General features: G+C 34.1%; 40 protein-coding genes and 2 pseudogenes. 4 read left to right on the forward strand and 38 right to left on the reverse strand.

What is annotated here, in order from left to right; all coding sequences use genetic code 11:
• Nucleotides 1-192: 192 nt before the first annotated feature.
• From gpG to IGJ32_RS08315, 23 genes are all read right to left on the reverse strand, one after another.
• Nucleotides 193-534, reverse strand: coding sequence for a phage tail assembly chaperone G (gpG, locus tag IGJ32_RS08205; RefSeq protein WP_252702744.1), 342 nt, complete (start codon nucleotides 532-534; stop codon nucleotides 193-195).
• Entirely contained in the window at nucleotides 534-1,151 is a 618-nt protein-coding gene (locus tag IGJ32_RS08210; RefSeq protein WP_081140290.1) for a major tail protein, read from the reverse strand. Before IGJ32_RS08210 ends, gpG begins: the two co-directional genes overlap by 1 nt.
• Complete coding sequence (locus IGJ32_RS08215) at nucleotides 1,152-1,529, reverse strand: phage tail terminator family protein (RefSeq protein ID WP_081140288.1); 378 nt, start codon at nucleotides 1,527-1,529, stop codon at nucleotides 1,152-1,154.
• 1 nt (nucleotide 1,530) lies between these two features.
• Nucleotides 1,531-1,926: an HK97 gp10 family phage protein gene (locus IGJ32_RS08220; protein WP_081140286.1), complete on the reverse strand. Its 396-nt coding sequence runs from the start codon at nucleotides 1,924-1,926 to the stop codon at nucleotides 1,531-1,533.
• Entirely contained in the window at nucleotides 1,919-2,290 is a 372-nt protein-coding gene (locus tag IGJ32_RS08225; protein ID WP_081140284.1) for a hypothetical protein, read from the reverse strand. The genes IGJ32_RS08220 and IGJ32_RS08225 overlap by 8 nt, the downstream gene beginning before the upstream one ends.
• On the reverse strand, nucleotides 2,290-2,631 hold the full coding sequence (locus IGJ32_RS08230) for a hypothetical protein (RefSeq protein ID WP_005874762.1): 342 nt from the start codon (nucleotides 2,629-2,631) through the stop codon (nucleotides 2,290-2,292). The genes IGJ32_RS08225 and IGJ32_RS08230 overlap by 1 nt, the downstream gene beginning before the upstream one ends.
• An 11-nt stretch (nucleotides 2,632-2,642) precedes the next feature.
• Complete coding sequence (locus IGJ32_RS08235; protein ID WP_002311614.1) at nucleotides 2,643-2,858, reverse strand: hypothetical protein; 216 nt, start codon at nucleotides 2,856-2,858, stop codon at nucleotides 2,643-2,645.
• A 22-nt stretch (nucleotides 2,859-2,880) separates the two neighbouring features.
• The gene (locus IGJ32_RS08240) at nucleotides 2,881-3,771 is read right to left on the reverse strand and encodes an SU10 major capsid protein (protein ID WP_086312484.1); all 891 of its coding nucleotides are present in this window, start codon (nucleotides 3,769-3,771) and stop codon (nucleotides 2,881-2,883) included.
• Nucleotides 3,772-3,784: 13 nt separating this feature from the next.
• Nucleotides 3,785-4,399 carry a capsid assembly scaffolding protein Gp46 family protein gene (locus tag IGJ32_RS08245; RefSeq protein ID WP_232622376.1) on the reverse strand — a complete coding sequence of 205 codons (615 nt, stop codon included), beginning with the start codon at nucleotides 4,397-4,399 and terminating at the stop codon, nucleotides 3,785-3,787.
• 229 nt (nucleotides 4,400-4,628) lie between these two features.
• Nucleotides 4,629-4,946: a hypothetical protein gene (locus IGJ32_RS08250; protein ID WP_034698454.1), complete on the reverse strand. Its 318-nt coding sequence runs from the start codon at nucleotides 4,944-4,946 to the stop codon at nucleotides 4,629-4,631.
• Between the two features lies 1 nt (nucleotide 4,947).
• Nucleotides 4,948-6,000 (reverse strand): minor capsid protein, encoded by a 1,053-nt coding sequence (locus IGJ32_RS08255; RefSeq protein WP_430610387.1) that lies wholly within the window; start codon nucleotides 5,998-6,000, stop codon nucleotides 4,948-4,950.
• A complete protein-coding gene (locus IGJ32_RS08260; protein ID WP_430610389.1) occupies nucleotides 5,918-7,447 on the reverse strand; it encodes a phage portal protein in 1,530 nt (509 codons plus the stop codon). The genes IGJ32_RS08255 and IGJ32_RS08260 overlap by 83 nt, the downstream gene beginning before the upstream one ends.
• 11 nt (nucleotides 7,448-7,458) lie before the next feature.
• Entirely contained in the window at nucleotides 7,459-8,874 is a 1,416-nt protein-coding gene (locus tag IGJ32_RS08265) for a DEAD/DEAH box helicase family protein (RefSeq protein ID WP_430610391.1), read from the reverse strand.
• Nucleotides 8,867-9,700 (reverse strand): phage terminase small subunit, encoded by an 834-nt coding sequence (gene terS, locus IGJ32_RS08270; protein WP_430610393.1) that lies wholly within the window; start codon nucleotides 9,698-9,700, stop codon nucleotides 8,867-8,869. The genes IGJ32_RS08265 and terS overlap by 8 nt, the downstream gene beginning before the upstream one ends.
• Before the next feature lie 45 nt (nucleotides 9,701-9,745).
• Nucleotides 9,746-10,537, reverse strand: a complete 792-nt coding sequence (locus IGJ32_RS08275; RefSeq protein ID WP_081123710.1) for a hypothetical protein — start codon at nucleotides 10,535-10,537, stop codon at nucleotides 9,746-9,748.
• A 115-nt stretch (nucleotides 10,538-10,652) separates the two neighbouring features.
• Entirely contained in the window at nucleotides 10,653-10,883 is a 231-nt protein-coding gene (locus IGJ32_RS08280) for a hypothetical protein (protein WP_081123711.1), read from the reverse strand.
• A 12-nt stretch (nucleotides 10,884-10,895) separates the two neighbouring features.
• A complete protein-coding gene (locus IGJ32_RS08285; protein WP_081123712.1) occupies nucleotides 10,896-11,096 on the reverse strand; it encodes a hypothetical protein in 201 nt (66 codons plus the stop codon).
• A gap of 84 nt (nucleotides 11,097-11,180) precedes the next feature.
• Nucleotides 11,181-11,405 (reverse strand): hypothetical protein, encoded by a 225-nt coding sequence (locus tag IGJ32_RS08290; protein WP_376005219.1) that lies wholly within the window; start codon nucleotides 11,403-11,405, stop codon nucleotides 11,181-11,183.
• 537 nt (nucleotides 11,406-11,942) lie between these two features.
• The gene (locus IGJ32_RS08295) at nucleotides 11,943-12,356 is read right to left on the reverse strand and encodes an ArpU family phage packaging/lysis transcriptional regulator (RefSeq protein ID WP_240273671.1); all 414 of its coding nucleotides are present in this window, start codon (nucleotides 12,354-12,356) and stop codon (nucleotides 11,943-11,945) included.
• 274 nt (nucleotides 12,357-12,630) lie between these two features.
• The gene (locus IGJ32_RS08300; protein WP_239652815.1) at nucleotides 12,631-12,846 is read right to left on the reverse strand and encodes a toxin PIN; all 216 of its coding nucleotides are present in this window, start codon (nucleotides 12,844-12,846) and stop codon (nucleotides 12,631-12,633) included.
• A complete protein-coding gene (locus IGJ32_RS08305) occupies nucleotides 12,847-13,014 on the reverse strand; it encodes a hypothetical protein (protein ID WP_165380864.1) in 168 nt (55 codons plus the stop codon).
• Complete coding sequence (locus IGJ32_RS08310) at nucleotides 13,011-13,148, reverse strand: hypothetical protein (RefSeq protein ID WP_165380865.1); 138 nt, start codon at nucleotides 13,146-13,148, stop codon at nucleotides 13,011-13,013. The genes IGJ32_RS08305 and IGJ32_RS08310 overlap by 4 nt, the downstream gene beginning before the upstream one ends.
• 344 nt (nucleotides 13,149-13,492) lie before the next feature.
• Nucleotides 13,493-13,690, reverse strand: a complete 198-nt coding sequence (locus IGJ32_RS08315; protein WP_010718393.1) for a hypothetical protein — start codon at nucleotides 13,688-13,690, stop codon at nucleotides 13,493-13,495.
• Between the two features lie 119 nt (nucleotides 13,691-13,809).
• On the opposite strand from IGJ32_RS08315, the gene IGJ32_RS08320 reads away from it, so the two are divergent.
• Complete coding sequence (locus IGJ32_RS08320; RefSeq protein ID WP_010718394.1) at nucleotides 13,810-14,187, forward strand: hypothetical protein; 378 nt, start codon at nucleotides 13,810-13,812, stop codon at nucleotides 14,185-14,187.
• Nucleotides 14,188-14,208: 21 nt separating this feature from the next.
• Here IGJ32_RS08320 and IGJ32_RS08325 read toward each other — a convergent pair whose 3' ends face one another.
• The 14 genes and pseudogenes from IGJ32_RS08325 to IGJ32_RS08390 form a co-directional block, all read right to left on the reverse strand.
• Complete coding sequence (locus IGJ32_RS08325) at nucleotides 14,209-14,670, reverse strand: class I SAM-dependent methyltransferase (protein WP_002325355.1); 462 nt, start codon at nucleotides 14,668-14,670, stop codon at nucleotides 14,209-14,211.
• A pseudogene (locus IGJ32_RS08330) lies at nucleotides 14,671-15,056 on the reverse strand (YopX family protein).
• Nucleotides 15,057-15,067: 11 nt separating this feature from the next.
• Nucleotides 15,068-15,268, reverse strand: a pseudogene (locus IGJ32_RS08335) (hypothetical protein); the annotation flags it as partial.
• Nucleotides 15,269-15,419: 151 nt separating this feature from the next.
• The gene (locus IGJ32_RS08340; RefSeq protein WP_034698477.1) at nucleotides 15,420-15,779 is read right to left on the reverse strand and encodes a DUF1064 domain-containing protein; all 360 of its coding nucleotides are present in this window, start codon (nucleotides 15,777-15,779) and stop codon (nucleotides 15,420-15,422) included.
• On the reverse strand, nucleotides 15,776-16,627 hold the full coding sequence (locus IGJ32_RS08345) for an ATP-binding protein (RefSeq protein ID WP_010719519.1): 852 nt from the start codon (nucleotides 16,625-16,627) through the stop codon (nucleotides 15,776-15,778). The genes IGJ32_RS08340 and IGJ32_RS08345 overlap by 4 nt, the downstream gene beginning before the upstream one ends.
• Before the next feature lie 14 nt (nucleotides 16,628-16,641).
• Nucleotides 16,642-17,460, reverse strand: coding sequence for a Lin1244/Lin1753 domain-containing protein (locus IGJ32_RS08350; RefSeq protein ID WP_010720131.1), 819 nt, complete (start codon nucleotides 17,458-17,460; stop codon nucleotides 16,642-16,644).
• A 39-nt stretch (nucleotides 17,461-17,499) separates the two neighbouring features.
• On the reverse strand, nucleotides 17,500-18,435 hold the full coding sequence (locus IGJ32_RS08355; RefSeq protein ID WP_081123841.1) for a recombinase RecT: 936 nt from the start codon (nucleotides 18,433-18,435) through the stop codon (nucleotides 17,500-17,502).
• Nucleotide 18,436: 1 nt separating this feature from the next.
• On the reverse strand, nucleotides 18,437-19,378 hold the full coding sequence (locus tag IGJ32_RS08360; RefSeq protein ID WP_131773439.1) for a YqaJ viral recombinase family protein: 942 nt from the start codon (nucleotides 19,376-19,378) through the stop codon (nucleotides 18,437-18,439).
• Between the two features lie 71 nt (nucleotides 19,379-19,449).
• Nucleotides 19,450-19,695, reverse strand: coding sequence for a hypothetical protein (locus IGJ32_RS08365; protein WP_010718397.1), 246 nt, complete (start codon nucleotides 19,693-19,695; stop codon nucleotides 19,450-19,452).
• A gap of 40 nt (nucleotides 19,696-19,735) precedes the next feature.
• A complete protein-coding gene (locus tag IGJ32_RS08370; protein WP_010718398.1) occupies nucleotides 19,736-19,921 on the reverse strand; it encodes a hypothetical protein in 186 nt (61 codons plus the stop codon).
• Between the two features lie 16 nt (nucleotides 19,922-19,937).
• Nucleotides 19,938-20,168, reverse strand: coding sequence for a DNA-binding protein (locus IGJ32_RS08375; protein ID WP_010718399.1), 231 nt, complete (start codon nucleotides 20,166-20,168; stop codon nucleotides 19,938-19,940).
• Nucleotides 20,165-20,719 carry a hypothetical protein gene (locus tag IGJ32_RS08380; RefSeq protein ID WP_086272870.1) on the reverse strand — a complete coding sequence of 185 codons (555 nt, stop codon included), beginning with the start codon at nucleotides 20,717-20,719 and terminating at the stop codon, nucleotides 20,165-20,167. The genes IGJ32_RS08375 and IGJ32_RS08380 overlap by 4 nt, the downstream gene beginning before the upstream one ends.
• 63 nt (nucleotides 20,720-20,782) lie before the next feature.
• Complete coding sequence (locus tag IGJ32_RS08385) at nucleotides 20,783-20,935, reverse strand: hypothetical protein (RefSeq protein ID WP_165482095.1); 153 nt, start codon at nucleotides 20,933-20,935, stop codon at nucleotides 20,783-20,785.
• Between the two features lie 120 nt (nucleotides 20,936-21,055).
• The gene (locus IGJ32_RS08390; RefSeq protein ID WP_165482094.1) at nucleotides 21,056-21,280 is read right to left on the reverse strand and encodes a helix-turn-helix transcriptional regulator; all 225 of its coding nucleotides are present in this window, start codon (nucleotides 21,278-21,280) and stop codon (nucleotides 21,056-21,058) included.
• Nucleotides 21,281-21,434: 154 nt separating this feature from the next.
• Between IGJ32_RS08390 and IGJ32_RS08395 the strand changes: the two genes are divergently transcribed.
• The 3 genes from IGJ32_RS08395 to IGJ32_RS08405 all read left to right on the forward strand — a co-directional run bounded on the left by IGJ32_RS08395 (nucleotide 21,435) and on the right by IGJ32_RS08405 (nucleotide 23,635).
• Nucleotides 21,435-21,806: a helix-turn-helix domain-containing protein gene (locus IGJ32_RS08395; protein WP_002320147.1), complete on the forward strand. Its 372-nt coding sequence runs from the start codon at nucleotides 21,435-21,437 to the stop codon at nucleotides 21,804-21,806.
• A 6-nt stretch (nucleotides 21,807-21,812) separates the two neighbouring features.
• On the forward strand, nucleotides 21,813-22,241 hold the full coding sequence (locus IGJ32_RS08400) for an ImmA/IrrE family metallo-endopeptidase (RefSeq protein ID WP_010718404.1): 429 nt from the start codon (nucleotides 21,813-21,815) through the stop codon (nucleotides 22,239-22,241).
• A 170-nt stretch (nucleotides 22,242-22,411) separates the two neighbouring features.
• The gene (locus tag IGJ32_RS08405) at nucleotides 22,412-23,635 is read left to right on the forward strand and encodes a tyrosine-type recombinase/integrase (RefSeq protein WP_034698498.1); all 1,224 of its coding nucleotides are present in this window, start codon (nucleotides 22,412-22,414) and stop codon (nucleotides 23,633-23,635) included.
• A gap of 103 nt (nucleotides 23,636-23,738) precedes the next feature.
• Here IGJ32_RS08405 and IGJ32_RS08410 read toward each other — a convergent pair whose 3' ends face one another.
• Nucleotides 23,739-25,085, reverse strand: coding sequence for a glucose-6-phosphate isomerase (locus tag IGJ32_RS08410; RefSeq protein WP_081127931.1), 1,347 nt, complete (start codon nucleotides 25,083-25,085; stop codon nucleotides 23,739-23,741).
• Nucleotides 25,086-25,110 lie beyond the last annotated feature (25 nt).

Raw genomic sequence — 25,110 nt, forward strand, 5'->3', positions numbered from 1 at the left:
TGAAGTTATCGTAGTACTCAACATCTTCATGCTCTTTTACTGCATCTCGAAAAGCAAAAAGACGCATTAACTCATCAAAGTCAGTACGTTCAATTTCTGGTAACGTCCAACCTGCTTCGAGTAATTGCGTCTTTAAATCTAATTCTCGATAAGTAATCGAATGTTTAAAAGAAGGATATTTGAGAGCTTCGCTTACTTTTTTTTCGTCTCCGTATAAGTTTCATCAAATCCTGCGGTAACAGATTTTAATAACTTTCCTGTCAATGGAGCAATTTCTCGAGCATCAATCCCTTGACGATAATCTTCACCAGTAAATTGTCCTTCAAACAAAGTATCTGCAATAAATGAATAAGCTTGACTTAAAGCTTCTGACACTGATTTTTTGTCTACAGCATTTTGCATTACTTCCATCACTTCTGCCGCTTCTTCTACAACTGGACCTGGTAGAAATTCAGCAGATTTGAATTGCACTTGTTTATATTTCCCATCTTCATTTTTTTTCATTAATTTAATTGTCGTTTGATATTTAGACATTATTTTGTACCTCCTGCTAGTTCTTCTTGTTCAGCTTCTTCAACTGGTATTGCTACTTTTGTAAACCAGTTTTCAATCATTGTTTGATCAACGTCTTCATCATCTTCATCAACTGAGTACATATATCCAAGTCCTGGTACATCTACAAATGAACCCTTCCAAGTTGGATGAGTAAAACTTACTTTACTTCCTTCAATAGTTGAAGTTTCATCTGAATCTAAAGCAAACTGACCTTTATAAAAGACTGTATAACGATATTTTCCATTCGACTTTTTACGCCGATATGCAAAAGCCCCATCTTGGGCAATATCTTCTCCAGAGCGCAACGCACCACCTTTGACAAGTTTTCCTCCAGTGATTGCTGTTAAAACTTTATGACTATACCCATTTGCTTCTAATTCAACTTCTGCACCACCAAACGCAGTGAATTGATCTTGAACAACTGAATCACCATAGTCTTGTGTTGTTTCGTAATTAGCTGTAGGTTTGATACTAACTGCTGTTCCCATCGTCATTGCAGTATCATATACTGGAAGTTCTCCTGTCTCATCTTTCAAAGGAAACCAAGTAGGTTTTTCAACAGAAATAATTCCAGTTTTACTTCTTTTTTCTCCCATTTATTTTTCACTCCATTCAATATATTGTGGAAATCCTAATGTAAAGCGAATGTGTTGAACACCATCTGTTTCATCAGGTAAATAGTTTTCTGGAAATAGTGTTTGACTATCAATTGTAATCGTATTAAAAAAAGCCCCACAGCGTGAGACTAATTCATTCACTAATTTTTTATCGGATTTATTATCAATCAATGCAATATTAATTAAGAAAGAAACATTTTGAACATCAATCCCTACATTTTCAGTCCCAGATTCCATTACTGATAAAACAAAGTAAAAATCTTTAGTTGACTGCATAACTGAATCAAGATATATTGCCCCATCTGGATATATTTCTTTTAATTTACTACTGATTTCAGCAATGACTTTATCTTTCATGTTATTTTCCTTTCTTAATGATTTTTATTGCCATTTGTTTAAATCTTCTAGGAATATAAGACATATTTGCAAGATTCGTTGCACGGGTCAACATAAACCGTCCTTTGACAAAGCCACCATTTTTAGTCCTGTGTCCTTCTTCCACATACTTAAAGTAATGTTCATTATTTATAACTGCTCCAACAATACGACCAGTTGAAAGCTTCCTAGCTTTTACTACTCGATAACCACGTCTTAAATCACCTGATTTTACAGGAGTTAAAGGTTTAGCTAGGCTAACAACTTTATTCATCGAATCGTTTACAAAAGATATTCCTTCTTTTTGAGCAATTACAGTCATATTTTTAAAATTTTCAATGATCTTTTCTGCATTAGATTCATATTTGAGATCACCCATTTTTTTCACTTCCTATCAAATTTACTTCACAATGACTAGGATAGTAAAAAGGCTTAGTAGCAAATAAAGAAAAAATTAAGCCACTAGCCTTTTGAGTTATTGTTATTCGATCTCCTTTTTTTAGTTTAATCTTAGGATGAACAAATAATTTATATGTGTCAGTCGAAACATTTACCATCTCTCCATCTTCTATGACTGCTAGTCCATCGATTTGACCTTGTGAAAGAGCGCAAGGGATAGGATTATCATATACTTTTTTGTAATCTTGAATAGTAATATTTGTATTAGAATCTTCAATGTCCGTTAGTCTTTCGATAATACAACTATCTTCATAAGTAGTTTCTAAAATATCTGCTTCATTCATTAAAAAAACTCCAATCCTCCACAACCAATAACTCTTCGTATCAAATCACCATATCCTAGAAGCAACTCACTAACAGCATTTGTTGTTGAAGCATAACTAATCGTTGTATCACCACGTCTAACTGAAGATACTGTTTTTTCTGATTCATTTTTTATTATTTTATACAACACTTCACTAATCACGCTTTTTAACTTTTCCCATGAAATATCATTTTTACAAGTGTTGTATGATTCAATTTCTAGCAAAATTATTTCTAATAAATTAGTTATGCGTTCTTCACTCAAATCTGGAAAATCTTCTTTTGTAGACTCAATGATTTCCGTTTTTAGCGATTCATCCATCAGATCACTTCCTAAATTTCATTAACATCAATTGCATCTTCCAAAATTGCAATTGCTTCTTTATCATCTATAGAAATGATAAATTCGTTATTTGAATCTGCTGTGATAAATCTACGAGTTTTAGGATGAACAAACCCAACAAAATTTTTAGTTTTACCTACTCTATATTTCACGACTTCATCTTTTTTAGTTTCATCTTTTTTTACCACTGTAATTCCTCCTATCAAAAAAGGGAGTACTAACTCCCATTTATTCAGACTTTAAATTTAAAATTGCCCCAGAGTTTGAAGCGTTGTATTCAAGAGAGTATTCACCTACAAGACCGATACGTCTTGAATCAGTTGTTTTTGCAAGTTCTTCTGCTCTCCATTCACGTAATGGACGTAGTTTCACATAATTAGTATCGATTGCGGCAATTGTTCCTTTTGGCAATGATGGTTCTAGTAAAGCAATACCTGTACCGTAATTAGACACGATATTTCCAATTTGCAATCCAAAAGTTACTCTTTCCCCGAACTGAACAATTTTTGTTGATTTTCCATCTAACTCATCAGTCATTAACTCCTGCATATCTGGAGAAATCAAGCATAATTTTTCTCCCATATAACCTTTTTCATACATCAATTTAAATAAACCATCGATATCTTTTCTTGTTACTGCACCCGCAGTAGCTGTTTCTGCCTTATTTGCTGAATTGATCAAGTTCAAAATTCCATTCATTCGACGACCTTTAGAACCATTTTCATCAGCTTTTACACCAGTAATCAATTTTCTGTTCAAGTCAATTTTCATTTCCATACCACGTAGTGCTACTTGATTAGTTAACTCGTTTCCGACACCATTCACATTAATAGCATCTAATGTACCAGATACAGAGGTTGATTTTCTAAAAATTTCTGTATAGTTGTTAAACCAATTTCGACCCGATTCAGCATCTTGATAATCTCCGCCCTCAAGCTTTTCAGAAGAATCATCGTTGTTGATGTCATATTCACGCCATTTAATTTCTGTTGAATTTGCTTGCTCTGTCTTTCCAGCACCAAGTAAATAGCTTAAAAAAGGTGTATTTGGTACTTGCATAGCATTAATCGCTGGTGAAATATCCAAATACTCTAAATTATTTAAAGATGTTTTTTTCATAATTGTCACTCTCCTAATTAAATTGTTGTAGCATTTCGCCTAACTTACCCATTGGATCATCAATATTTTCTTGTTTATTATTAGTTGTTTGTTGCTGTTTTTTCGTACCAAACGCTGTCTGCATTTCTAGACTTTTAATTTCTTCGGAATGTTTCTCTTTAATAGATTCCAAAACGTTAGTAAAACCTTCCACAGCTTTTTTAGTGAATTCTGTATCAGAACTAACAAGATTATTTAACATAAATTGAGAAATAGAATCTTTTAACTCTCCATCTAGTTCTAGCCCAGCAATTTGTTCAGCAACAAATGCTTTGTTGTCACTTGTCACACGTAAAGCCTTCTCAGCTTCGAATTCAGCTTGTAATTTCTCTAGTTGTATTTGTTCAGGTGACTTGTTTTTCTTGGATTCCTCATATTCCTTGATAGTATCCTGTTTAATTTTATCTAGGTTATTTTGTTTCCAAGCTTCCAATTGCTTGTCAGCAACACTTTGAGATTGTGACTGAAGAAATTTTTGAGCTTCTTCATTAGATTCCGCAAAAGTTTTGAAATCCTCAAAAGAAAACTGTGGATCGTCACCTTCGGCAAAGTATTGCAAATTCATTGGTATTAATGATTTGTTTTTCACGCTTATTCTCCTTTCGCCCCACGATTCGTTTTCACGCCCCGCATTGCTTTGAGTTTTAATAGTTGCGCCCCACCATTCAACCAAGCCCAGTATTGCGCTAGTTTAAGGTGATTTCGCACCAAGAAAAAGATAACTTATTAATTAAGTTATCTCAGACTGTAGACAAAAAGGAGTGGCTTAATTGCCAACTCCTTTTTGTTAGTATTTGTAGAAATTTGAAATAAAAAGCCTATTTACTAGACTTTCCTTCTTTGTAGTCAGTTCTAACAACAATACATCCCGTCTTTTCATACCAATTAACTGTTTCTTTTAAATTTGGTAATGTATGAGATAATAATTGAATCGTTAAATTAACGGTATTCTTATTAACTGGAGTATTCTCTTGATAATTAACAGTTTGATCGCCAATAACCACGTAGGCATAATTACCATTCCACTGATCTCTCAAGCCATTAGGATGATTCTCAGACTCAATAGCTGTTTTGTAGGCTTCTGCAATATCAGCTTTTACATTAATTGTTAGTACTGCTTCATGAAAATCTTTCATTCTACTTCCTCCGTTTCAAATTAATTCCAAAAGAATCATGTGCAAACTCATCTAATAAATCGCCAAATAATCGGTCATATTCTTCATCAATATCCTTTCCTAATTTTGGTAAATTAGGAACATCCGTACATCTGCAACGACTGTGAAAAGGTGCTCGATTCTCACCTATGACAGTATCTTTCAGTTTATAGGGATTCTTACTTGCCTTTCCTCCACAAATTCGGCAAACTCTCTCATCCTTTGCAGTTAAAACGTTGTATTCCTCAATACCTGTTTCTAAATATGATTTTTCAATACCATCTTGAGCAAATTTTGCATACTCCGTTCGAACAAGATTTTCTATCGCTTTGTTATACTTTGATTCTTCTAACTTAAACATGTCACAAATTTCTGAGTCTGTTCGCATGGTATTTAGTGCGTGTATAACACCTTCTCCACTAGCAACACTTTTTACAATAGCATTGGAGAGTTTCTGTTCGAGCGATGAAATATTTCCCCAAAGCCTCCTAGAAAAGGTTTTACCCGACCAAGGATAGTTTAGATAACTCTCTAATTCCACTTGGGATAAATAATTCGGCAAATCAACATTCAGCAATTGCGATAACACATTTGCATTTGAAGCATATGAACGTTGCAATATCTCTTCCAATCGATCTGAAAAATACTTGTTCACGTCTACATCTATTGCATGGTATGCAAGGATTTTAAAGATATCAGAACGTATCTGTAGCAAACGATTAACCTTTGCATAATCAAAAGATGGAAAAAATTCATCGATAAACTCTTTGTATTTTGAATCGTACATTTTGAGAGATTTGTAATTTTTTTCCACATATTCACGATATTTTTTTTGATCACTTTTGCTGTAAAACTCCATCATTTCAGCATAAGTAATATCATGTAAGTCTGCTTGAGATAATAGTTCTGCTTGTATCTCTTTCAGCGCTTCAGGAAATACACTAGCTAATTTTTTAAGTGTCTGATTTTCTTGTTTGAGCCTTGCTTGATCCTCCAGTTCTCGACGTTTGGTCCAATACTTCGTTTCTATCGTCATTATTGCCACCTCCGCCAAAATTGTATTCACTATCTGGATAAGCATTTCCACTTTCCAACTCCATTATTTCATTTTCATAATCAACATCTGTCACAAAGGGAATTTGTCTTTGAATGGTTCGTTTGGATACATAAGGTGCAAGCTTAGGTAAAGCTTCAGCTAAATAACTTAGATCAGTTGGCAAAGATCTAGAGAAAGTAAAAATAATTTTTTCTGGCTCAATTTCTACTTTGTCATGAAACTTAAGAAAAGCAGCAATTGTTTCTGCGCATTCTTTCAGTCCTTCTCTAAAATATTGTTCTTTAGTATTTGTTTTTGCTTCTAGGCTAATGATTTGCCACTTACGAGCTTCTCCAGAACTGTTTGATTTAAACACCTCATCGTTAAAATCGATTGCTTTACAAATGGTGTAAAATTGTTTTTTCAATAGATCCATATGATATTCATTGAAATCTTTCGCTAAATCTTTGGTGACATATTCTGCTTTTGCTGTAGGGTCTTTTAAGTTAATAATCCCTAGCTGATTCATCATTTCTTTAGCAGTGTCTTTGCTCATTGTCGTACCAGTAACAAGCATGTACGCAAGCTTAAATTGTTCGATTTCGTTTTGTTGATCAGACAAAGCACGATCAATCGCATCTCCAATTTCCTCAGCTACTTCAAAATCACAATAACGATTTGTATTGTTTTTAAATTCGGACAAATTAATCACTTCTAAAGGATTTTTTGTTTCATCGATTTTTTTGAATGTTCCGTTAGTAATAAAATCTAAATCACCATAACAAGCATATGTCGTAATTTCATTTCTAGTTATAACTTTCATTTCTTGGAAAAACTTTTTCTGATAAGAGTCATACTTTTCTTTAATATAGATTCCAGCATTTCCATATCTTTCAGCTCTCCAAGGCTCAATATTGCTTGCTCTTAACTCCCAACCATCATCTCCTTCCACAGGCTCTAACAATCGGAAAGCTACTCCACATGCACCTTGGAAAGTGGCTGTCTCAGGGTCAAGCATTGCAAATCTCATGGAATCAAGATTGCTTGTTAATTTGTTAAAAGCTTCTGGAACTGTTGGAAGCTCTGTATCATTTTTTAAGAATTTATCTTTTAATCTTTGAATGAGTGTTCTTTTTTGTTCCGATACATCGTAATCCCATTTAATAGGTATACCAGTAAAATGATTGACTGCTTGATCTACGACAATCGAATACATACCAGCATGAAGTTTATTATTAACCTTTACAATATCAGTGTTAGGCTTTGGTCTATTGTCTATTTCATTCTTTTCGCTAGTATAAGCTAGATATTTTCTTTCGCGATCAGCAAAAAATGGTTTCATATCTTCTATAAAACCATTCGGATCAAACATTCCATCTTCAATTTGTGTTGCATATTTAACACGTAGCTTCTTATATCTCTCTAAAGATAATACTGTACTAATCAAAAACTCACCTCCTAAAATTGAATAAATTGATAGTGATTTGGTGACTCATAAAACGCTAAAGCCAGTGCGTCAGCAATATCGGGACTACCAATATTTCGCTTTTTCATATCATCTTTACTTTCTAAACGAATACGACTTCTACTCGTCATTTTGAATTTACGTGTACTCAGTTCTTTAATCAACGATCCATCATCAGGCAATTCAATAATCGGTTGTTCACCGTTAAGATTTGCTGTCATATTTTCTTCTAACATTTCCTTGATATTTCCCCATAGTTGAGTACCTAAATTATCGTAAAAATCGTCTTCTGATGTTGCACCATTATTCACTCCAAACACCTCAAAAGGATAATGATTATCTTCTATCAGTTCTTCTAGGCGATCGGTTACACCACCTCCGACACCCGTGTCATCGACTTTAATCATCACTTTATCAATACTTGGATACTGACTCATTAGATTCTTGGCCATATTGATGACATATCCTGTTGTTTCCATGGTGCTTCGTTTTGAATACTTCTCATACTCCAATGCCCTGGTAGCAATTCTAGGGAAAAGAATCGTAGAATCATCACCATATCGAGCTACATCGACACCAATATGTGCAACCGTTGTTTTATTGACTAAAGAATCACTAATTTGTTTTTCTGTAGCCAATTCAACCGTTTCAAGACTGATAAATGAATCCAACGCACCTTTGGGAAATTCTCCAAAAATACGGACACGAGCAACATCACTTTCTTTTCCATATTTTTTAAGAATCATTTCTATGTTGTCTTTGTTTGTGCGTTTACTATCGTAACTAGATACTTTATGGACTCTGTACTTATCACGGTCTGAATTGTGAGAATCGTAAAAGACACCTTCAATATTATTTGGGTTTCCACACATCAATAGCTTATTATCAAAACCTGATAGCGTACCAAGAATAGCTTCCATAATTGGATCAGACACACCAGAAGCTTCATCTACCACAATCAGCATATGGTCCTCATGAAAACCTTGCATATTTTCTGGTTTCGTTGCTGTTCTAGCTGTAGCAAACCAACGCTCTGAATCACCAACCATATAAATTTTGGTCTTTGTCCACTTCAGTAAGTTTTTGATCAAGCTATCATTTAGCCATTTAGCTACTTCTGCCCAAAGCACATCGTAAAGTTGTTTCATGGTTGGCGCTGTAGCAATCACTTTTGCGTATGGTCGACAAGTTAAAAACCAAAGTATTGCTCCTGCTTCCAATGCTGTTTTTCCAACACCTTGTCCAGAACGAACTGAAACCTTTGGAAATTCAGCCAAATCATTCAAAACACTTTCCTGCCATTCATCAGGATCCAAGCCCAATATATCTTGGCAAAAAGCTACTGGCTTATCATAGTAATAATCAATCGCAGCACCTATATCAGCAAAAGGAATAAAATCATTACTCATTCTCTCTCACCGCCCGTTTATTTGCTGCATTCAAAACTGCTTGCTTCCATTCTTCCACTTCTTCGCCAGAATTATTACCGCCAATATCTGCTATTTCAGCTTGAATTTTCTCGGTTTGTGCTTTCATTAAATCAGTCTTGTAATCTGTTATATATAGTTCATTCATTTGCTTAATGGCTTTAGATAACTGATTGCTAATCCGAGTTAATGAATCTTCAATTGAAAGAATGTCATCTATTTTTCGATAAGTCTTTCTTGAAATCTGTACGTCTTGCATAACCTCACGCTTGATTTCTAGCTTTTTACCATCCTTTTCGATTGGTGTTTTAATCTTTCGCAGTTGTTGCAGGCGATCAATCTCTTCATCGTTTAAACCTGACTCGGCTTCTTTTATCCGTTTCATCATTCGCAGCTGTCTTATCTTCAGCAATCGTATTTCCTCAGACAAAACAAAAGAAGGATCATTATTCAAATTAGAATAGATGTCCTTCTCTTCATCGCTTAATGTTTTGTAAAATATAGTTTCATACTCGCCAGTTTTCAAAGCGTTCTTGTTCCCTACTGGAGGTGATGCTCGGCTATTGCCTTTATTCCCTTTTGCATTCTGATTACCAAAAGGAGCGCCACCTTGATTGGTAACGTTACTTTTGCCATTGGTAACGTTACTTTTCAATTCATCGCTCCATTTGTCTTGCGATTTCCATTTTCTAATTTGAGAATCTGAAACATTTAATTCAGATGCAATTTCTTTTAACTGCTTTTCTCCGTTAGATTCTAACCAAATTTTCTTGGCTTCATCACGCCTTGGATCTCGTTTTCTTGCCATTCAATACACACCACCTCGCATTCTTTTTAGGTTGAGTTTTGTTTTCTATTTTCCTTGTTTAGCTTTATCCCATTCTAATTTTAGATATAAAGATATAACTGACGAAAAATCTTCTATAGCTTTTTGATAGTTTTTTAAACTGTTTTCACGTTCATTTATTATCTTTCTATATTTTATAATACTAGATTCTCTTGCTTTATAATCGAATTTTTCCCCTACTAAATTATCTATAGGTGTATTTATTATTGTTTCAATTTCTGAATCGCCTTTTGACAATGAATAAAAGAAATTTTTTTCAATATCATCGTTCAAAAATTTATTATAATTCTTTATCTCCATAATAATCTTTTTGTAATTGTCTTCTTTATATAATTCAACTAAACACTCAATGTATCTTTTTATATATGAATGTTTATCAATATTATTATTTTCTTTAAAAACTATTTCTGCAGCTGATTTAGAAATAATTATTTTGTTTTCCTCAACATATATTTCTGAACTCAATTTTTTATTCATTTTCGAATTAAAATATAACTTTAATAGCTCAGATACCTCTTCTATTTCCAACCATTGTTCATAAAAAACTGTTTCTTCTTTTTGTAATGAAAGTAATAAAGAAATAAGTTCTGATGTTTTATCTCTGACTCCACCTATCCATTTTATTCTTGCTGTTGCTTTTAAATTAGCATCTATTTGTTGTTTAGCTATTTTCCTTTGTGTCCGTACATTCATAATTACACCTATAAACACAAGAAAAGCAGATAAAGCTGAAACAATAGCTGAAACACCTGACCAAATAAGCTCTCCATTTGAATCAATGAGAATATTTGATAACATTTTATACCTCCGTTAGTTTTATTTTAATTATCTACTAACTATCGATATCTTTCAACATCAGATCAGCTTCAATTAATATCTTTAAATCAGAAAATTAATTAATTCAATTTGCATTCTAATCCCTCAAATTCTTGTTAATATTATTTTGAATGTTTGCTTCATCAAAGAAACCATGACCGCAATAAACAAGCTTGTATTTATCAACTTCTTTTGGTGTAGCTTCTCGTGCCATTTCAATGATTGAATACTTCTTTTTGATTTGTACCGATTGAACTACTCTAATTGGATCATTATCATTTGGTTGTGGATATCTATTCGATAATGATACGTACCAGTAGTTTCTCATTATGTAACCTCCTTATTGATTAGCAGCAAAAGTTCGCATTGTAAACTCCATTGCCTGTTCTTCATTAAATCCTTGCATAACAAGCTGGTCATAGAAATACTTGGCTTGCTTTGCGATTAATGTTAGCCCTTTTTGCATTTCATAAAATGTTGCCTCTGCAGTTTGATTTGATTCATTCAATTTAAATAACTCGCTTAATTGTTTTTCATTCATAAATAAAGCTCCTTTCAAAATAAAAAGACCACTCGTTGAGTGGTCTCAATGTAATCCATGTTAAAATTAGCAATTAAAAAACGTTTAATCTACAAAATAGGTATCCTTAAAATACGGCCGATGATAAACTTCAAATGAATAGCTTTTATAAACTTCTTGTTCACTTAGTTCTCTGGAATATTTCAACGCATTTTCTTCGCTTTCAAAAATCCCAATGTGCTCATTATGTTCACCAAATGCCATTAATTCGTAAGCTATTCTTTTTTCACTATCATCATCATATCTTTTTTCGTATTTACCTACACCCATCGAATTCACTCCTTCTTTCTTTTGAAATAATTATAACATATTACGTATAAAAAAAGAGAACTCTGCGAACATTGCTAACAACTATAGACGTTCTTTATTAATATATCTCTCTACTAAAGTCACTGGCAAAGAATCGAACCTTGTAGGTTGCATCTAAAAAATAGATGAGCTTTCACCATTCAGCCACAGCGACATAATAATAGACAGCAACCTTGCTGAAATAGATAACTAACGAAGAATTTCAGGAGTTTTTACACATCCTTTAGTTTATTTTTGGTTGCTGTCTATCTGTTAAAGAAGAGCTGTTTGTTGACTGAAACAAAATAAACGATGTTCTTTTTATTTTTGTTTTTGTGAGTAGTCTTCAAAAACTCTCTGTAAAACAATTCAATCAGTCGAAAATAATGACAGTTAAAGTAGTTTGACTTTTCACGCTGATTGATTGTTTTGTGTCGTTTTATTTAATCTTTCGACACTATCATAATATCACTGGTAAATGGATAAAAACCGCCATCATTCCGCCAAAAAAACGCCAAATTATTTATAAGCAATTTTTTCCCCATGCCTATATGCTTCTGCAAACTCTATTAGAGCTTCCGACTTCATCCGTTGTATGCTTCTTTCTGAATAACCTACTTCACGACTAATCCTGTAATTTGAGAAACTGTCTGGCACACAGAAACTGTAGTAGAGTATCTGGCGACTAATTAGACTAAGCGCCATCAAAGCCCTCAAAATCGCGTCTCTTTCTGCTTCAGCATCTGCTAATTGGATCATGGCATCTTCTGCTTTGTTTCCGTGACTAGGAAGCTTAGGCATATCTGTTATAACTGGTGACTTAATATCTATCAAAGAGCGACCTGCTATGCGCTCTAAACGTCTAAAATTCTTTAAAACATTTCTGGCATTATCTCTTGTTTGTTTGAAATCTACTTCTCGTAATAAATTCATCAAGCAAAATCGCTCCTTTTATGGTATAATGAGATAAACTTTCAAACAATTTCCATTTTATGTAGCGACAGCCATTTACTGGCTGTCCTTTTTTATGTTCTTCTTTTTCTTATTCATATATTTTTCATTAGCCGTTCCATTCTGAATTGCCTTTTTTTCCAAACAGCGTTTTTTCTTCTTGATTTTCGATTTCGTCTTTCCCATTATTTCTTATTCCCCTCTTGGATGATTACTAACATAGAAACGAAAAGCACAATAAAGATAAAAGGATAGATCATTCTTTTTCCTCCATGTTTCGTTGTAAATTTTTCCCAAAAGAAACGAATGCATTTCCAATATTTTCTGTTATTTGACCAAAAGCCTTCGTTAATTCTCTAGTAAGTCTTACTGCTTCTTCTGCAGAGATGCCATATTCATTCTTAAACTTTGCTCTTGCTACATTTAGTTCTTGTTTCTTGAGCTTTGCTACTCTACGATGCCGATCATTCATTTAACAATCACATCCTTTCTCAAATTTCCTCTTCATTTGAGCAATATTTTCTTTGGTTTCTTTAAGAACTGATTTTTCTTGATTGATGTCTTTCTCAGAAGCACCTTCACGTTGAATATACATTTCTATAGCATGCTTGATGATGTGCTGGCGTTTATATTCTTTCATTCCGCTTCCTCCTGTTCCAATCCCCATTGAGCGAATGCTGCTAGGACTTCGATTTCTTGTTTACTGTCAAGTTGATGGTAGGCTAAGTTTGTATTTTCATCTGCTAATTCTGCTAATTCATAAATTGCAAGCATTGGAATTTCTGTTACTTTTCAACCACTCCAGCACGATTTTCTGGTTGTCGTTGAGTTGTGGTTGCTGACTTGCTACCTCATATATTTTTTCAAAAAGGAAAAAAGAACTTAAAAATTCAATAATGTCTGAACCTAAAATTACAAACGGCTTAGTAAAAATGACTCCTTTTGGTAAAAACTTTTGTGCTACTTGTCTTTAGACAGGTAGTTTTTTATTTGTTTTGTTTCCTCCTCGAAAAAAATTTCTATCCATTTATTAAACATTCTCATGTGCCATTTCAACATGAGAAAAGAAACAATAAAAGAAGTTATTGAAGAGACTAAAACGACTATTATCAATCCACTCATCCTTCCGCCACCTCCTCATATAATTCGAATTTACTAGATGGCCAACTCAAACGCTGTTTATCGTCGTCAATCAAAACGATTCTGCCAGGCATCGAAGCATCTTGAACTATATAATATTCGTTGTCCAAGAAGTATAATGACACGCCTGATCCTATTTTAGTCACTACTTTGTCACTCTTTTTGAAACCCATCATTCTACCTCCTCCTTTTCATTTATTGACGATAATAACAAAATAGATAACATGAAAATATTTGACCACAACGCAAGATTGTGATATTTTTTACATAGTTTTATTTATATGGGAGTGACGAAATGCCATTTATAGTCTTTTTCTTTATATCATTATTAACAATATATATTCCTTTACCAACATTATTAATGTATTTCCATAGACTCTCAGAAAAACATGACACTATAGTCACTATAGATAAACATATATTGGTTATACTTGTCTTATTAGATTATTATATTAGCTACTATTTTCTTAAAAACTGTAAGATTAAAAAGAGATACTACTTTTATTTAATTGGATTAAATTTGATTGAATGGGGAATACATTTAAGCTTGTACTTAAAATTCAACGCTACAGCATTAACTATAGTTTTAATTTTCCAAACGATCCTTTTAATTTGCATGTTTACCTTCCCATTATCTGGTAAATTCAGAAATTACATATTTAATCAAAATTGATCCTACAATTTCACGAGGTAGCTAGATACTCTTCATAAATACTAACCAGTGTGTTTTAGCTCTCTTATTTCCATATAATGGCACATAATCAATTGCATTCAATATTTCTGATAGCTTGATTTGATCCTCGTTCCATTTAAATACAAGAGTTCCATTTGGCTTTAATACTCTGAAACATTCTTTGAATCCTAATGCTAAATCTTCTTTCCAAGTTTCGGGATTTAATTTTCCATACTTTTTGACCAACCAGCTATTCTCGCCTGCTTTAAGCAAGTGTGGCGGATCAAATACTACATGATAAAATGATTCATCTTCAAATGGCATATCTCTGAAATCTCCAATGACATTAGGATTGATATCAACGACATGTCCGCTATTTAGTTCTTCGTATTGTTTCCGAATGTCCATAAAAATTACGTTTGGATTCTGTTTATCAAACCAAAACATTCGACTACCACAACATGCATCTAATATTTTAGTCAATTACTCTACCTCTAATAACTCTTTATTCTCGTATATATTCCCGATAACTTCATAGTCAGTGTGAAATACTGGATCATAATAAATTCGATATTCTAAGTCCAAGTCTACTAGCTTACAAATTAAGCCAGAATGACACCCAGAGGCTTGAACAACAGCTTTTTCATGATCTAAGTGATTAAAACCATCACTTACACTGAAAAGTACTATATCCCCCTCAAAAATCTCTACACCGTTCTTATCTTTCAGTCCTGTGGATTGCATGAGGATATATTTATCTGGAGACATTTCAGCATGAGTGATCAACCTTCCTGCTTGTCCATATTTCATTTCTTGCCCAAATTTTTTACCTTTAAACGGTGGTACCACGCTCGAAACTTCGGTATCATTCGCTGTCCTCCTACTTCTTCTCAGTCACCGTAAACGGCACAATACTTTCTGGCATGTAATTTACTTCGTATTTGTATTCATTGACCTTCGCGCCTTCTAAATCTTCAACCACATACATGTTCCAACTAGTCATGTTCACAAGATGTCTTTTGTACTGTTTCTTTCCTGTTTCAACTAGAATAACGAGTTTATTTTTATCTTCCGTATCAACATCTGTCGTAGACTGTCTTTACATATCATACAAATAGATAAATCCATGGTGTCTCATGTTCTGAGTCACATCAAAAGCATTCAACCTCTTGGTTAACTTCTGGAATGAATTTCTTTTTTCTGCTCATTTTCAAACCTTCCTAACCTTTCTTTTAAAAACGCTCTTCCTTGAACGTCTTGCCATATTTTTTAGCTAATATCAACGGCACTTGATAACGATGGCAGAACAGTTTCGCTTTGATTTTAAAATCTTTTGTCTGCATTCCTTTGACATCTACAACTTTCACAAGCTTACCGTTTTTATAAAACGTGAAGTCAGGAATATACTCGATTTTACGGTACTTCTTGCCTTCCAATTCAAATTTTGGCAATAGTTCAAATTTTTCCTGAAGCTTTACTTTCCAGCCGTTTGCTTCCGCTTGCCATACTGCCAGATCATAGTACTCTGCTTCTGCTACAGAATCGAATTTGATCTCACGATGAACCGTTTTTCGATTGCGATATTTGTTCATGCTGTCGCTCCTTTTACTGGTTTTAATCGTTTATCGGTTGTTTGAGAAAAGACCATCGTAAATCCATCAGAATTGACAAATATTCTTGATGTTGTCCTCATACCGTAAGCCTTTTTCAACTCTTCCCCAAGCAAGTTCGTTGTGATAATCGTTGCTAAGTTCTGTCGTGCATCCAAGAACGAATTCAACGTGTTTATGCCAAATGCTCGACTATCTGAAGTATCTTTTCCTAGCTCTGAACCGATATCATCAATGACGACTAAATCCGCCGTTTTGATATCTGCAATCAACGATCCCTCAATCGTTTTTCTAAGTTCAGGATTGTTGTACGAAAACTTGATTTGATCCAGCATTTCCTGTAACCCGATAAACAAGATTTTCTTGTCGTAGTTTGATCGCCTCAAAACTTCCCAAGCCGCTGCCATCGCTAGGTGACTTTTACCTGTTCCCTGTTTGCCAGTTAAAACAAGATGACTTGGATTTCCTAACAAGACTGAATTAACAAAGCGTTTGGTTACTTCAACCGCTTGTCTTGTTTCTTGATCAACGATTTGATAATTCTGCAATGTACAATCAAACAACGCTTTATTAGGCACGACAGAACCACCTTTGAAAAAATTGATAGCTCTTGCTTTCAGACTTTCGTTGTACATTTGCTCTGTTTGTAAGTCTTCCTGAACTCGCAATGCTTTATACCCACATTGCATACAAGTTGGTTTACAACGATCTGAGCCATCAGGATTCTTCGTACGCCATCCATACAAGGGCTGTCCGCATTCAGGACATTCGCCACGTTGGACAAGCACTTTCTGTATTAGTTTTTCCATGATTTCTCCAACGGTTTCCATGCCTACGCCTCCTCTCAAATAGGCAACTCATCTGTGCTAAATTTCTCGTATTCAAGCGTTTTATTTGCATTTCTAGGTGATTTTGAATAATGACCTTGCAAATACTTTCTCACTTTCTCAACGGTGTCTAGTTGCTTGTTTTCCCAGTTTTTTAGCACTCTATCGAGATAGTTATAATTTTTAGCACCATTTTTTAGCATTTCTTCAATCGCCATGATGACAATTTCATCTTGTCCTTGAAAATCATTTACCCAAAAACGAATAGATTCTAAAACCATTGGTGCTTCTGCTGGATTCACTTGATTTAGCCAATAGCTCTCTGCGATATTTTCTGAATGAATATCTATACTAGATCTAGAAGAAGATACTCTTGTTTCATTTACTTTACTTTTATTTCCTTTACTTTGGGGATTAATGTCAGCATTATCTCTTTCATCTTGTGTATTAATGTTTGCGTTAATTACATACTTAGTTGGTTTTGGTGATTTTCGTCTTTTTGTCGCTTCAAAGTAGGTGGCTTGGATATTCTCACTCGTAAGCACCTCGACCGAGTCAAACAGTTGTTTATCAAAAAAACCCCATTTGACTAAGCGGTTCACTATTTGATTGAGCATTTCCTTACTTACTCCTGGCAGGCGTTTTAAAAGAGTAGCTTGCGTTAAATCATTCCACAAAATGAAATATCCTTTTTTATATATCGCACAAAGCAGTTTGATTACCGCAATTTCTCCTTTAAGTCCAAATTCCCCAGCAATAGCCTCTATTTTTTCATCTTCGAAAACATCAACATCAAGAGGAAAATAATCAAGACCTTCTTTTGTTGGTCTTGCCACACTATCACCTCCTTAGATAAGCGAGGGGAAACTCCCTCGCTATAGTGGTGGGTTCATATCATCGAACAATGAATCCTGTTGTTCATCTGTATTTGCTGTTTCTTCGTATTCATCAAACGCTGATGACACGTCTTCCACTTTTTCTGCTTCTTTACGTTCTGATTCAATTGGTTCTGCATCATTTAAAGTAACTTCTTCTACAAGATCATTATTTTCATCAAATCGAAAAACTCTTTCATCAGAAGTAACCGCATTTTGCATTTCTACAGATAAAATCCCCCATTTAGCTAACATGTTACGTAAGACGGTTTTTATCGCCATCGCATCATAATTCTCTTTCCACGCTCCAGTTAGCTTTGTTTTATCAAACCCTTTGGCATGTTTAATACGATGAGCTTCCACTTCTTGCTTTGTCCAATAAACAGTTTTTTTAAACCCATTTAGTAATTCAAAAAATCCAACATAACCGATGACTCGATCAGATTGTTTCGCATTGTAGTCAAACTGAAACTCTTCTGTCAGAGGATTCCATTCAATTAATTGCCCTTCATAAATTTCTATTGCATTAAGTGCTTTGTATTGTCCAGAACGTTGTGCTAACTGAATATAGCCTTTGTATCCTAGGATGAATTGGGCTTCGTTATGCGTAATCCAATCTTTTCCTACCTTTTCTTTCCGATTAAATGGAACAATATAGGCATATCCTAAATTTTTATCTATTGGTAAATCCATCGTTGCTGCTTTTAAAGCAGAAGCGATGATTGTCATCGGCTCTGCTTTAGATAAATAATCATCGCCACCAACTAACGTTAAAAGAGAACCCATAAAAGCATCTGATTTTTCGTGTAAAATATCATTGAATTTCTTTTTCATAGCTGGCTGACTCATCAATGTTTTAAAACCTAATTTTGAAACATCCACTGCTTGATTGTTTTTTTCTGTTAGTTGATTCTTTAAATCTTTACTTGTTGCCATATCACTGAATCTCCTTTATCACTAATCTATTTGAAGTTGATAAACTGTAAATTTCCTCATCTTTCATCACATATGGATATTTCTCTGCTATTTTCTTCAAGTTTTTTCGTTTAGAAACGACTGATTTTAAACAAATAATCCGATTAGGTGTGATACCTGTAGAGGCATTCTTTATTCCAAGTTCCTGGATAATTTGATTGTCGATTTGTCGAATACTCTTCTCTAGTTCCTTCTTATTTTTGAGTAACTCTTCTTTTTGATCGAGTAGAACATCATAATCAGCATGAAGCATAATTTCAGTTGAATCTAATTCCGAATAACGCTCTTTTAGAAAATCTGATGTTGCTTTACTTCCATCGATCAGTGGCTCTTTTCCGCCGATAATGTTCGTTTCCCAAAAATCAACTAACCGTTCTGTGATGATGTCAATCAGTTCTTGATCTCGTTCAACTCGTTTCCATATAAATCTTTGACCACCAATCAAAACAGCGATATAACAATAATCCTTGTTCAAAACATTCATGTAATGTTGCACTTGACACAAATAACTAAGTGGCACTTCTTCTCCTTCCCATTCTTTGCTAAAAAATTGATTCGCTGTTTTACATTCAAGAATGGCATTTTCTCCTACTACATCACGATCGATATTTGCTCTTAAGAAGGGATGTAACGGATGTTCAAACACTTGGTTTCTTCTACGGACCTTTTTGCCTGTTCGTTCTTGAAATTCTTTGGCAACAACTTCTTCTAAAACATTGCCCCAATAAGCTGGTTCGCTCTCTGAATCTTTTAATTCAATTTGACCCGTTTTCTCAAGCCATAATTGATAAGGGGATTTGTATTTATTCAATCCAAGTACTGTTGCGACATCAGAACCACCAATACCTCTTTTGCGGTCTTCGAGCCATTCTTGATGGCTCATGTCTAAAGTTGATTTACTCATCTTAATCCTCCTCAGTTTGTGGTCTTCCCCAATCTGGAGTATTTAGGTATTGATCTAACGATGAGGCAAAGTCATTCATTAAACATCATCTCCTTTGTAGCCTTACATGCAGGACAATCGCAATCATTAGTTCGTATACTTTCTTTAAACTTATCGTTCATTAGTGTTAGTACAATTGTTTGCAAAGCAAATGTTCCACCAAATACAACAGTTGCTTCATCTACACTTGGATCAATCGCCCCAAGAGTGATGGCTACATCACTTTCGTTACACTCATGTATTAGTTCTTCAATTAAATTTTTAATTTTTGGATTCATATGGTAAAATCTCCTTAGTTATGTTTTTTTATGTTACCGATTAGCGACGGCCATCGCTGGTCGGTCTTTTTTGTGTGGGCATTTTGAAACTTTCTCTTACAGCAGTAACAACTACTAAAGTTCCCCAATAAATCAGCGCATATGCCGGGTTGATACTTGTCAGTATGATTGCTACAAGACACATAAGCAAAGCGCTTTTGACAGTCATTTTAAAAACCGTTCTCATTGCTTCACATTCCTTTCTAATTAGTATTGCGTTCTTCCCATTCCTTCACTAACTCGAAGTCATACTGCAAAACACCTCGAACCCTTCGAGAAGGTAACGGATCATTTTTTGAATTCGTCCATTTAGAAATAGTAGCTAATGAGACACCGAAATATTCAGCAATATCTTTAGCTTTCTTCCAAACTCTTTCTTTTGGTTGCTTTTTTTGAACTAAAGGGACCACTCTTTCCATTTGTGAAATCTTCATTTTAATTCTCCTTTCATGTATCCTTGACTGATCCAATAAGTTAAACGCTGTTCGCTTAGTTGACGAATATCAATTCCAAGAATTTCGCATAGTACACAGATCAGAGTCACTTCAATCATGATCTCGTCTAAAAATTCATATGCATATGAAATGATTTGCTGACGATCCTCAGCGGTTAAATAATCCTCATTTTTGAGAAGAATTTTCTCAACTTCTTTTTTCTTTTGTTTTCGCTCATCGGATTCTATCATTTGAAGCTTATCTAGTGACGAGGGGTCTCTTCTATAAACATCTCCATCAATTGATTTAAATAATCCAAAAAATTTATGGATTACATGGAGAGTAAAATCTGAATCTCGAAAATGATCAGTTAAAGCTTGAGCATTTTCTAACGTCACAGGCTTAGTATTATGTGGCGTTGTCCAATCACTCAATGACTGTTGAGATACATTAACTTGCTTTGCTATTTCTTTCTTCGTTTTGCCACTCTTATTTATCACCTTGATTAATGATTCTCGAATGACAGCTGATTGTTTTAACAGTTTAAACACCTCAATTTCTTATTCGCCCATATATCAATACGAGTAATTTTTTTGTACTATTCATTTAAAGAATCAAACGAAAGCTGCTTCGTCTAATTCACGTTCAAGCTCTTTTTGAACTTCTTCAACTAAACGATTAAGTTGATCATCTGTAGCACACTTGATGACGTGAACTAGTCTAGCTTTTGCATCAAGTACGATGTTTATTTTTTCTCGGCGTGACATAAAAAGCACTCCTTTTTTAGTTAACTAATATTTGGTAAACAATTGAAACAATAATAGAAAGTAATATTGACAAAACTATCGTACAAAATTTACCTTCAAGAAAATCTTTATTGTTCTTTTTTATTTGATCGTCTCGTTATGTGTCATTTTGTTACTTTGATAGTTAAAAAAAATAGTCCAATCAAAGGATAAAACAGTAGCAATTTTCATAGCTACATATGGACTAGGACTTCTCTTGCCACTCTCAATCATACTATAATAAGAACGCTGAATTCCTGATCTTTTAGCTACTTTTTCTTGAGTTAGATTTTGTTGCTCTCTTTTTTCAATTAGCCATTTCCTCATCATATACCTCCTATTTATGTGTCATTTCGTTACAAACACATTATAAGTAACATATGGTTACTTGTCAACGGAATAAGTAACAAAAAGTTACTTGTTTTTCGATTCATTTATACGTAACAGCATGTTACCCTTTATATAGAAAGTGGGTGTCTAAATGTTTCCAGAAAAAATCAAAGAATTGAGGCTTTCAAAGAAAATGACACAACAAGAAGTTGCTGATAAGTTAGGAATTACTCGCCCTGCTTATACAGCCTATGAAAGTGGAAAGAGAGAGCCTGACTTTTCTATTCTTCAATCTTTAGCTAATATTTTTGATGTTACTACTGATTATTTATTAGGAAGAAATAAAACGCCAAAATGGGCCGATGAAAATGATTTAATTGAGTTAGATAAAATGCTCGATTCCAACGTTAACATGGCTTATGGTGGTGAAACATTAACAGATGAAGAGAAACAACGGGTAAAAGATGTTTTAACTGGTCTATTTTGGGAATTTAGAAAAGAAGACAAAAGTAAAGAGAAGTGATTTTCTATGGAGATGGACGTAATTAGTCTAGTCGGTAGACTAAAACAAAAATATAATTCTGCTAATCCCTTTACTATTTGTGAAAAAATGGATATTCAAATTAGATACGTTCCCTTTTTGAATAACCCAAAGGGGCAATTTCAAGAATTATTAGGACGCTCAATTATTCTTCTAAATCACGAACTGAAGTATTCTGAAGAACGGTTCTATATTTGCGCTCACGAACTTGGTCACGCTATATTTCATCGTGGGTTATCTAGCTATTACGTATCAACAAAAACATCCAGAAGTAAATCAGAGAGCGAAGCGAATTGCTTTGCCGCTAATCTCATTGTTTCTCTTTATAAAGAAGACAACGATAAATACCCTAGAAAAGTCGAGGAATTAACAAATTTGTATGGGCTTCCTGAAAGCGTGTATAGATTTTTAATTTAAATGGTAATAACCAAAGATTAGCCTTAGGGCTTTTCTTTTTAAACGCAAAAGAACATAAGTTCGTATAAAAACTCTATTGATACGAAGATTTTCTAAATTTTCGTTCAAATAACATCCCTCCCCTAAAATATTCTTATTATTAGGACTGAAATACGAAAGGAATGATGTCAGTGGCCTCCATTAAAAAATATTACTTAAAGAAATCAAAAGAATATCGTTATGAAGTATATATATCAAATGGAATTAATCCTGGTACTAAGCTACAGAAAAAGATTCATAAAAAAGGGTTTAAAAGTCACGAAGAAGCAGAAAAATTCGCAAAAATTGTTGAAGGACAAATAGCTTCTGAAGAATATATACAAAATAATCCTAAGAAATTAACTATAGAAAAATTCATGGACGATTGGATTAATAACTATAAAATGAATGTTAAAGAAGGAACAAGAATAGTTCATAGGGCAAATATAAAAATGTACATCAATCCATATATTGGAAAATATAAACTAGATAAATATACTAGAGCTGATCATCAAAGATTCATCAATCAGTTACTTACTAAAAAGGGCTTAGGTAGAACTAAGGAAGGTCTCTCAGTAACAACAGCCAAAAGTATCAATGCCACTCTTAGCAATGCTTTCAAAAAAGCTATTCAGTTAGGATATATAAAGAATAACCCTACTAGTTTTGTTGAGTTTCCAAGAAATCTATCTGATAAAAAGAAAGTTAAATATTATACTTTTGATCAATCTGAACTATTTCTCGAATTTGCCAAAAAAGAGAAATCATTTATATGGTATCCCTTTTTTCTTATTATATTTGATCAAGGATTGCGAAAATCAGAAGCTTTAGGGCTACAATGGGCTGATATTGATTTTTCTCAGAATACACTTAATATCAATCGTGAACGACTTGGGGCTGCTGAAAAAGGACCTAACAAAGGTTTAATTATTACAGATGACACAAAAACCCCATCTGGTACACGATCATTGCCTATGACAAAACGAGTAAAGAAAGCCTTATTGACTTTAAGAAATCAAGTAATAAAAGAATTTGGTTTTTTACCTGAAACAGATGACCACGAAGCATTTATTTTTATAAATACTTACGGTAAAAATAAAGGTATTCCAATAAGAGATCGAACCGTTAACGGTGCTTCTCATAGAATTGAAAAACATGCCAATCTCCCCCACATAACTGTGCATGATGGTAGACATACTTTTGCAGCTAGAACGAGACAAGCAGGAATACCTTTAGAAGATATCAAAGATTTTTTAGGTCATAAAGATGTTTCTACTACACAAGTCTATGCCCATATTTCTCCCGAAGTGAAAAAAAGATCAATGAATCAACTAGAAAACTATATAGAAGAGCAAATAAAAAAGCACTCAAATTGAGTGCTTTTTTTAAGTTCACTATCACTAAAACTATCACTAATTTTATTTAGAAGCGAACATGTTTCTATCACTGATTTTTTAAATCTAGCGAAAAACCCTTATCTTACAGGCGTTCGTTCAATTCTTTCGCAAGGTCTTCAAAGCCTGGTTTGCCTAGAAGTGCGAACATGTTTTTCTTATATGCTTCAACACCAGGTTGATCAAATGGGTTAATTCCATTTAAGTAGCCTGAAATACCTACAGCAATTTCAAAGAAGTACATTGTATAACCTAATGTGTAAGCATCCATTTCTGGAATTTTAACTAATAAGTTTGGTACGTCGCCATCTGTATGAGCCAATAAAGTTCCTTCAAAAGCTTTTGTATTGACGAAATCTACTTCTTTTCCTTCCAAGTAACCTAAACCATCTAGGTCTTCAGCTTGTTCTGGAATTGTAATTGATTTACGTGGTTTTTCAACTTTAACGATCGTTTCAAAGATGTTACGGCGTCCTTCTTGAATATATTGACCTAGTGAATGTAAGTCAGTTGAGAAGTTCGCACTTGAAGGGTAGATTCCTTTTTGGTCTTTACCTTCTGATTCACCGTATAATTGTTTCCACCATTCAGAGAAATATTGCATTCCTGGTTCATAGTTGATCAATAATTCAGTTACTTTCCCTTTACGGTAAAGGATGTTACGCATTGCTGCATATTGATAAGCTTCGTTTTCTTCTAGTTTATCACTTGAATAAGCTTTGCTTGCATCTGCAGCTCCTTGCATCAACGCATCGATATCTGCTCCACTAACAGCGATTGGTAGTAATCCTACTGCTGTTAAAACAGAGAAACGTCCACCGATGTCATCAGGAATCACGAATGTTTCCCAACCTTCTGCGTCGGCTTCTACTTTAACTGCACCTTTTGCTTTATCAGTTGTTGCATAAATACGTTTATTCGCTTCTTCTTGACCATATTTTTTAACAAGTAATTCTTTGAAGACACGGAATGCGATAGCTGGTTCAGTCGTTGTACCTGATTTTGAAATCACGTTTACTGAGAAGTCACGATCTCCGATTACTTCAATCAAATCAGCGATATAAGTTGAGCTGATTGAGTTTCCTGCAAAGAAAATTTGTGGTGCTTTACGTTGTTCACCATCTAATAAATTGAAGAAAGTGTGGTTTAAGAAATCGATTGCTGCACGAGCGCCTAGGTAAGAACCACCAATTCCGATAACTACTAAAACTTCAGAATCAGATTGGATTTTTTTCGCTGCTTCTTTGATACGAGCAAATTCTTTTTTGTCGTAATTAGTAGGTAGATCGATCCAACCACGGAAATCACTTCCTGCGCCTGTACCTTCACGTAATACTTTATCTGCCATTGATACTTGGCTTTGCATGTAACCTAACTCATGTTCATTAACAAATGGTGCTACTTTTGAATAATCAAAATGAATATGTGCCATTTTTTATTCCTCCTTTAAAAGATCA

The organism is Enterococcus sp. DIV1639a (genome assembly GCF_050530445.1).
GTDB lineage: Bacteria > Bacillota > Bacilli > Lactobacillales > Enterococcaceae > Enterococcus_B > Enterococcus_B hirae.

Excerpts from the sequence above, each read along its gene's own strand:
- IGJ32_RS08250 (WP_034698454.1), bottom strand. The coding sequence starts at position 4,946 with ATGAAAGATTTTCATGAAGCAGTACTAACAATTAATGTAAAAGCTGAT.
- IGJ32_RS08370 (WP_010718398.1), bottom strand. The coding sequence starts at position 19,921 with ATGAGAACGGTTTTTAAAATGACTGTCAAAAGCGCTTTGCTTATGTGT.
- IGJ32_RS08360 (WP_131773439.1), bottom strand. The coding sequence starts at position 19,378 with ATGAGTAAATCAACTTTAGACATGAGCCATCAAGAATGGCTCGAAGAC.
- IGJ32_RS08290 (WP_376005219.1), bottom strand. The coding sequence starts at position 11,405 with ATGGGTGTAGGTAAATACGAAAAAAGATATGATGATGATAGTGAAAAA.
- gpG (WP_252702744.1), bottom strand. The coding sequence starts at position 534 with ATGTCTAAATATCAAACGACAATTAAATTAATGAAAAAAAATGAAGAT.
- IGJ32_RS08265 (WP_430610391.1), bottom strand. The coding sequence starts at position 8,874 with ATGAGTAATGATTTTATTCCTTTTGCTGATATAGGTGCTGCGATTGAT.
- IGJ32_RS08400 (WP_010718404.1), top strand. The coding sequence starts at position 21,813 with ATGGAGATGGACGTAATTAGTCTAGTCGGTAGACTAAAACAAAAATAT.
- IGJ32_RS08310 (WP_165380865.1), bottom strand. The coding sequence starts at position 13,148 with ATGCTTGCAATTTATGAATTAGCAGAATTAGCAGATGAAAATACAAAC.
- IGJ32_RS08320 (WP_010718394.1), top strand. The coding sequence starts at position 13,810 with ATGCCATTTATAGTCTTTTTCTTTATATCATTATTAACAATATATATT.
- IGJ32_RS08305 (WP_165380864.1), bottom strand. The coding sequence starts at position 13,014 with ATGAAAGAATATAAACGCCAGCACATCATCAAGCATGCTATAGAAATG.
- IGJ32_RS08275 (WP_081123710.1), bottom strand. The coding sequence starts at position 10,537 with ATGTTATCAAATATTCTCATTGATTCAAATGGAGAGCTTATTTGGTCA.
- IGJ32_RS08295 (WP_240273671.1), bottom strand. The coding sequence starts at position 12,356 with ATGAATTTATTACGAGAAGTAGATTTCAAACAAACAAGAGATAATGCC.
- IGJ32_RS08355 (WP_081123841.1), bottom strand. The coding sequence starts at position 18,435 with ATGGCAACAAGTAAAGATTTAAAGAATCAACTAACAGAAAAAAACAAT.
- terS (WP_430610393.1), bottom strand. The coding sequence starts at position 9,700 with ATGGCAAGAAAACGAGATCCAAGGCGTGATGAAGCCAAGAAAATTTGG.
- IGJ32_RS08365 (WP_010718397.1), bottom strand. The coding sequence starts at position 19,695 with ATGAATCCAAAAATTAAAAATTTAATTGAAGAACTAATACATGAGTGT.
- IGJ32_RS08395 (WP_002320147.1), top strand. The coding sequence starts at position 21,435 with ATGTTTCCAGAAAAAATCAAAGAATTGAGGCTTTCAAAGAAAATGACA.
- IGJ32_RS08255 (WP_430610387.1), bottom strand. The coding sequence starts at position 6,000 with ATGACGATAGAAACGAAGTATTGGACCAAACGTCGAGAACTGGAGGAT.
- IGJ32_RS08300 (WP_239652815.1), bottom strand. The coding sequence starts at position 12,846 with ATGAATGATCGGCATCGTAGAGTAGCAAAGCTCAAGAAACAAGAACTA.
- IGJ32_RS08410 (WP_081127931.1), bottom strand. The coding sequence starts at position 25,085 with ATGGCACATATTCATTTTGATTATTCAAAAGTAGCACCATTTGTTAAT.
- IGJ32_RS08240 (WP_086312484.1), bottom strand. The coding sequence starts at position 3,771 with ATGAAAAAAACATCTTTAAATAATTTAGAGTATTTGGATATTTCACCA.
- IGJ32_RS08215 (WP_081140288.1), bottom strand. The coding sequence starts at position 1,529 with ATGAAAGATAAAGTCATTGCTGAAATCAGTAGTAAATTAAAAGAAATA.
- IGJ32_RS08230 (WP_005874762.1), bottom strand. The coding sequence starts at position 2,631 with ATGGATGAATCGCTAAAAACGGAAATCATTGAGTCTACAAAAGAAGAT.
- IGJ32_RS08385 (WP_165482095.1), bottom strand. The coding sequence starts at position 20,935 with ATGTCACGCCGAGAAAAAATAAACATCGTACTTGATGCAAAAGCTAGA.
- IGJ32_RS08315 (WP_010718393.1), bottom strand. The coding sequence starts at position 13,690 with ATGATGGGTTTCAAAAAGAGTGACAAAGTAGTGACTAAAATAGGATCA.
- IGJ32_RS08225 (WP_081140284.1), bottom strand. The coding sequence starts at position 2,290 with ATGAATGAAGCAGATATTTTAGAAACTACTTATGAAGATAGTTGTATT.
- IGJ32_RS08280 (WP_081123711.1), bottom strand. The coding sequence starts at position 10,883 with ATGAGAAACTACTGGTACGTATCATTATCGAATAGATATCCACAACCA.
- IGJ32_RS08220 (WP_081140286.1), bottom strand. The coding sequence starts at position 1,926 with ATGGGTGATCTCAAATATGAATCTAATGCAGAAAAGATCATTGAAAAT.
- IGJ32_RS08375 (WP_010718399.1), bottom strand. The coding sequence starts at position 20,168 with ATGAAGATTTCACAAATGGAAAGAGTGGTCCCTTTAGTTCAAAAAAAG.
- IGJ32_RS08340 (WP_034698477.1), bottom strand. The coding sequence starts at position 15,779 with ATGAACAAATATCGCAATCGAAAAACGGTTCATCGTGAGATCAAATTC.
- IGJ32_RS08345 (WP_010719519.1), bottom strand. The coding sequence starts at position 16,627 with ATGGAAACCGTTGGAGAAATCATGGAAAAACTAATACAGAAAGTGCTT.
- IGJ32_RS08285 (WP_081123712.1), bottom strand. The coding sequence starts at position 11,096 with ATGAATGAAAAACAATTAAGCGAGTTATTTAAATTGAATGAATCAAAT.
- IGJ32_RS08210 (WP_081140290.1), bottom strand. The coding sequence starts at position 1,151 with ATGGGAGAAAAAAGAAGTAAAACTGGAATTATTTCTGTTGAAAAACCT.
- IGJ32_RS08390 (WP_165482094.1), bottom strand. The coding sequence starts at position 21,280 with ATGAGGAAATGGCTAATTGAAAAAAGAGAGCAACAAAATCTAACTCAA.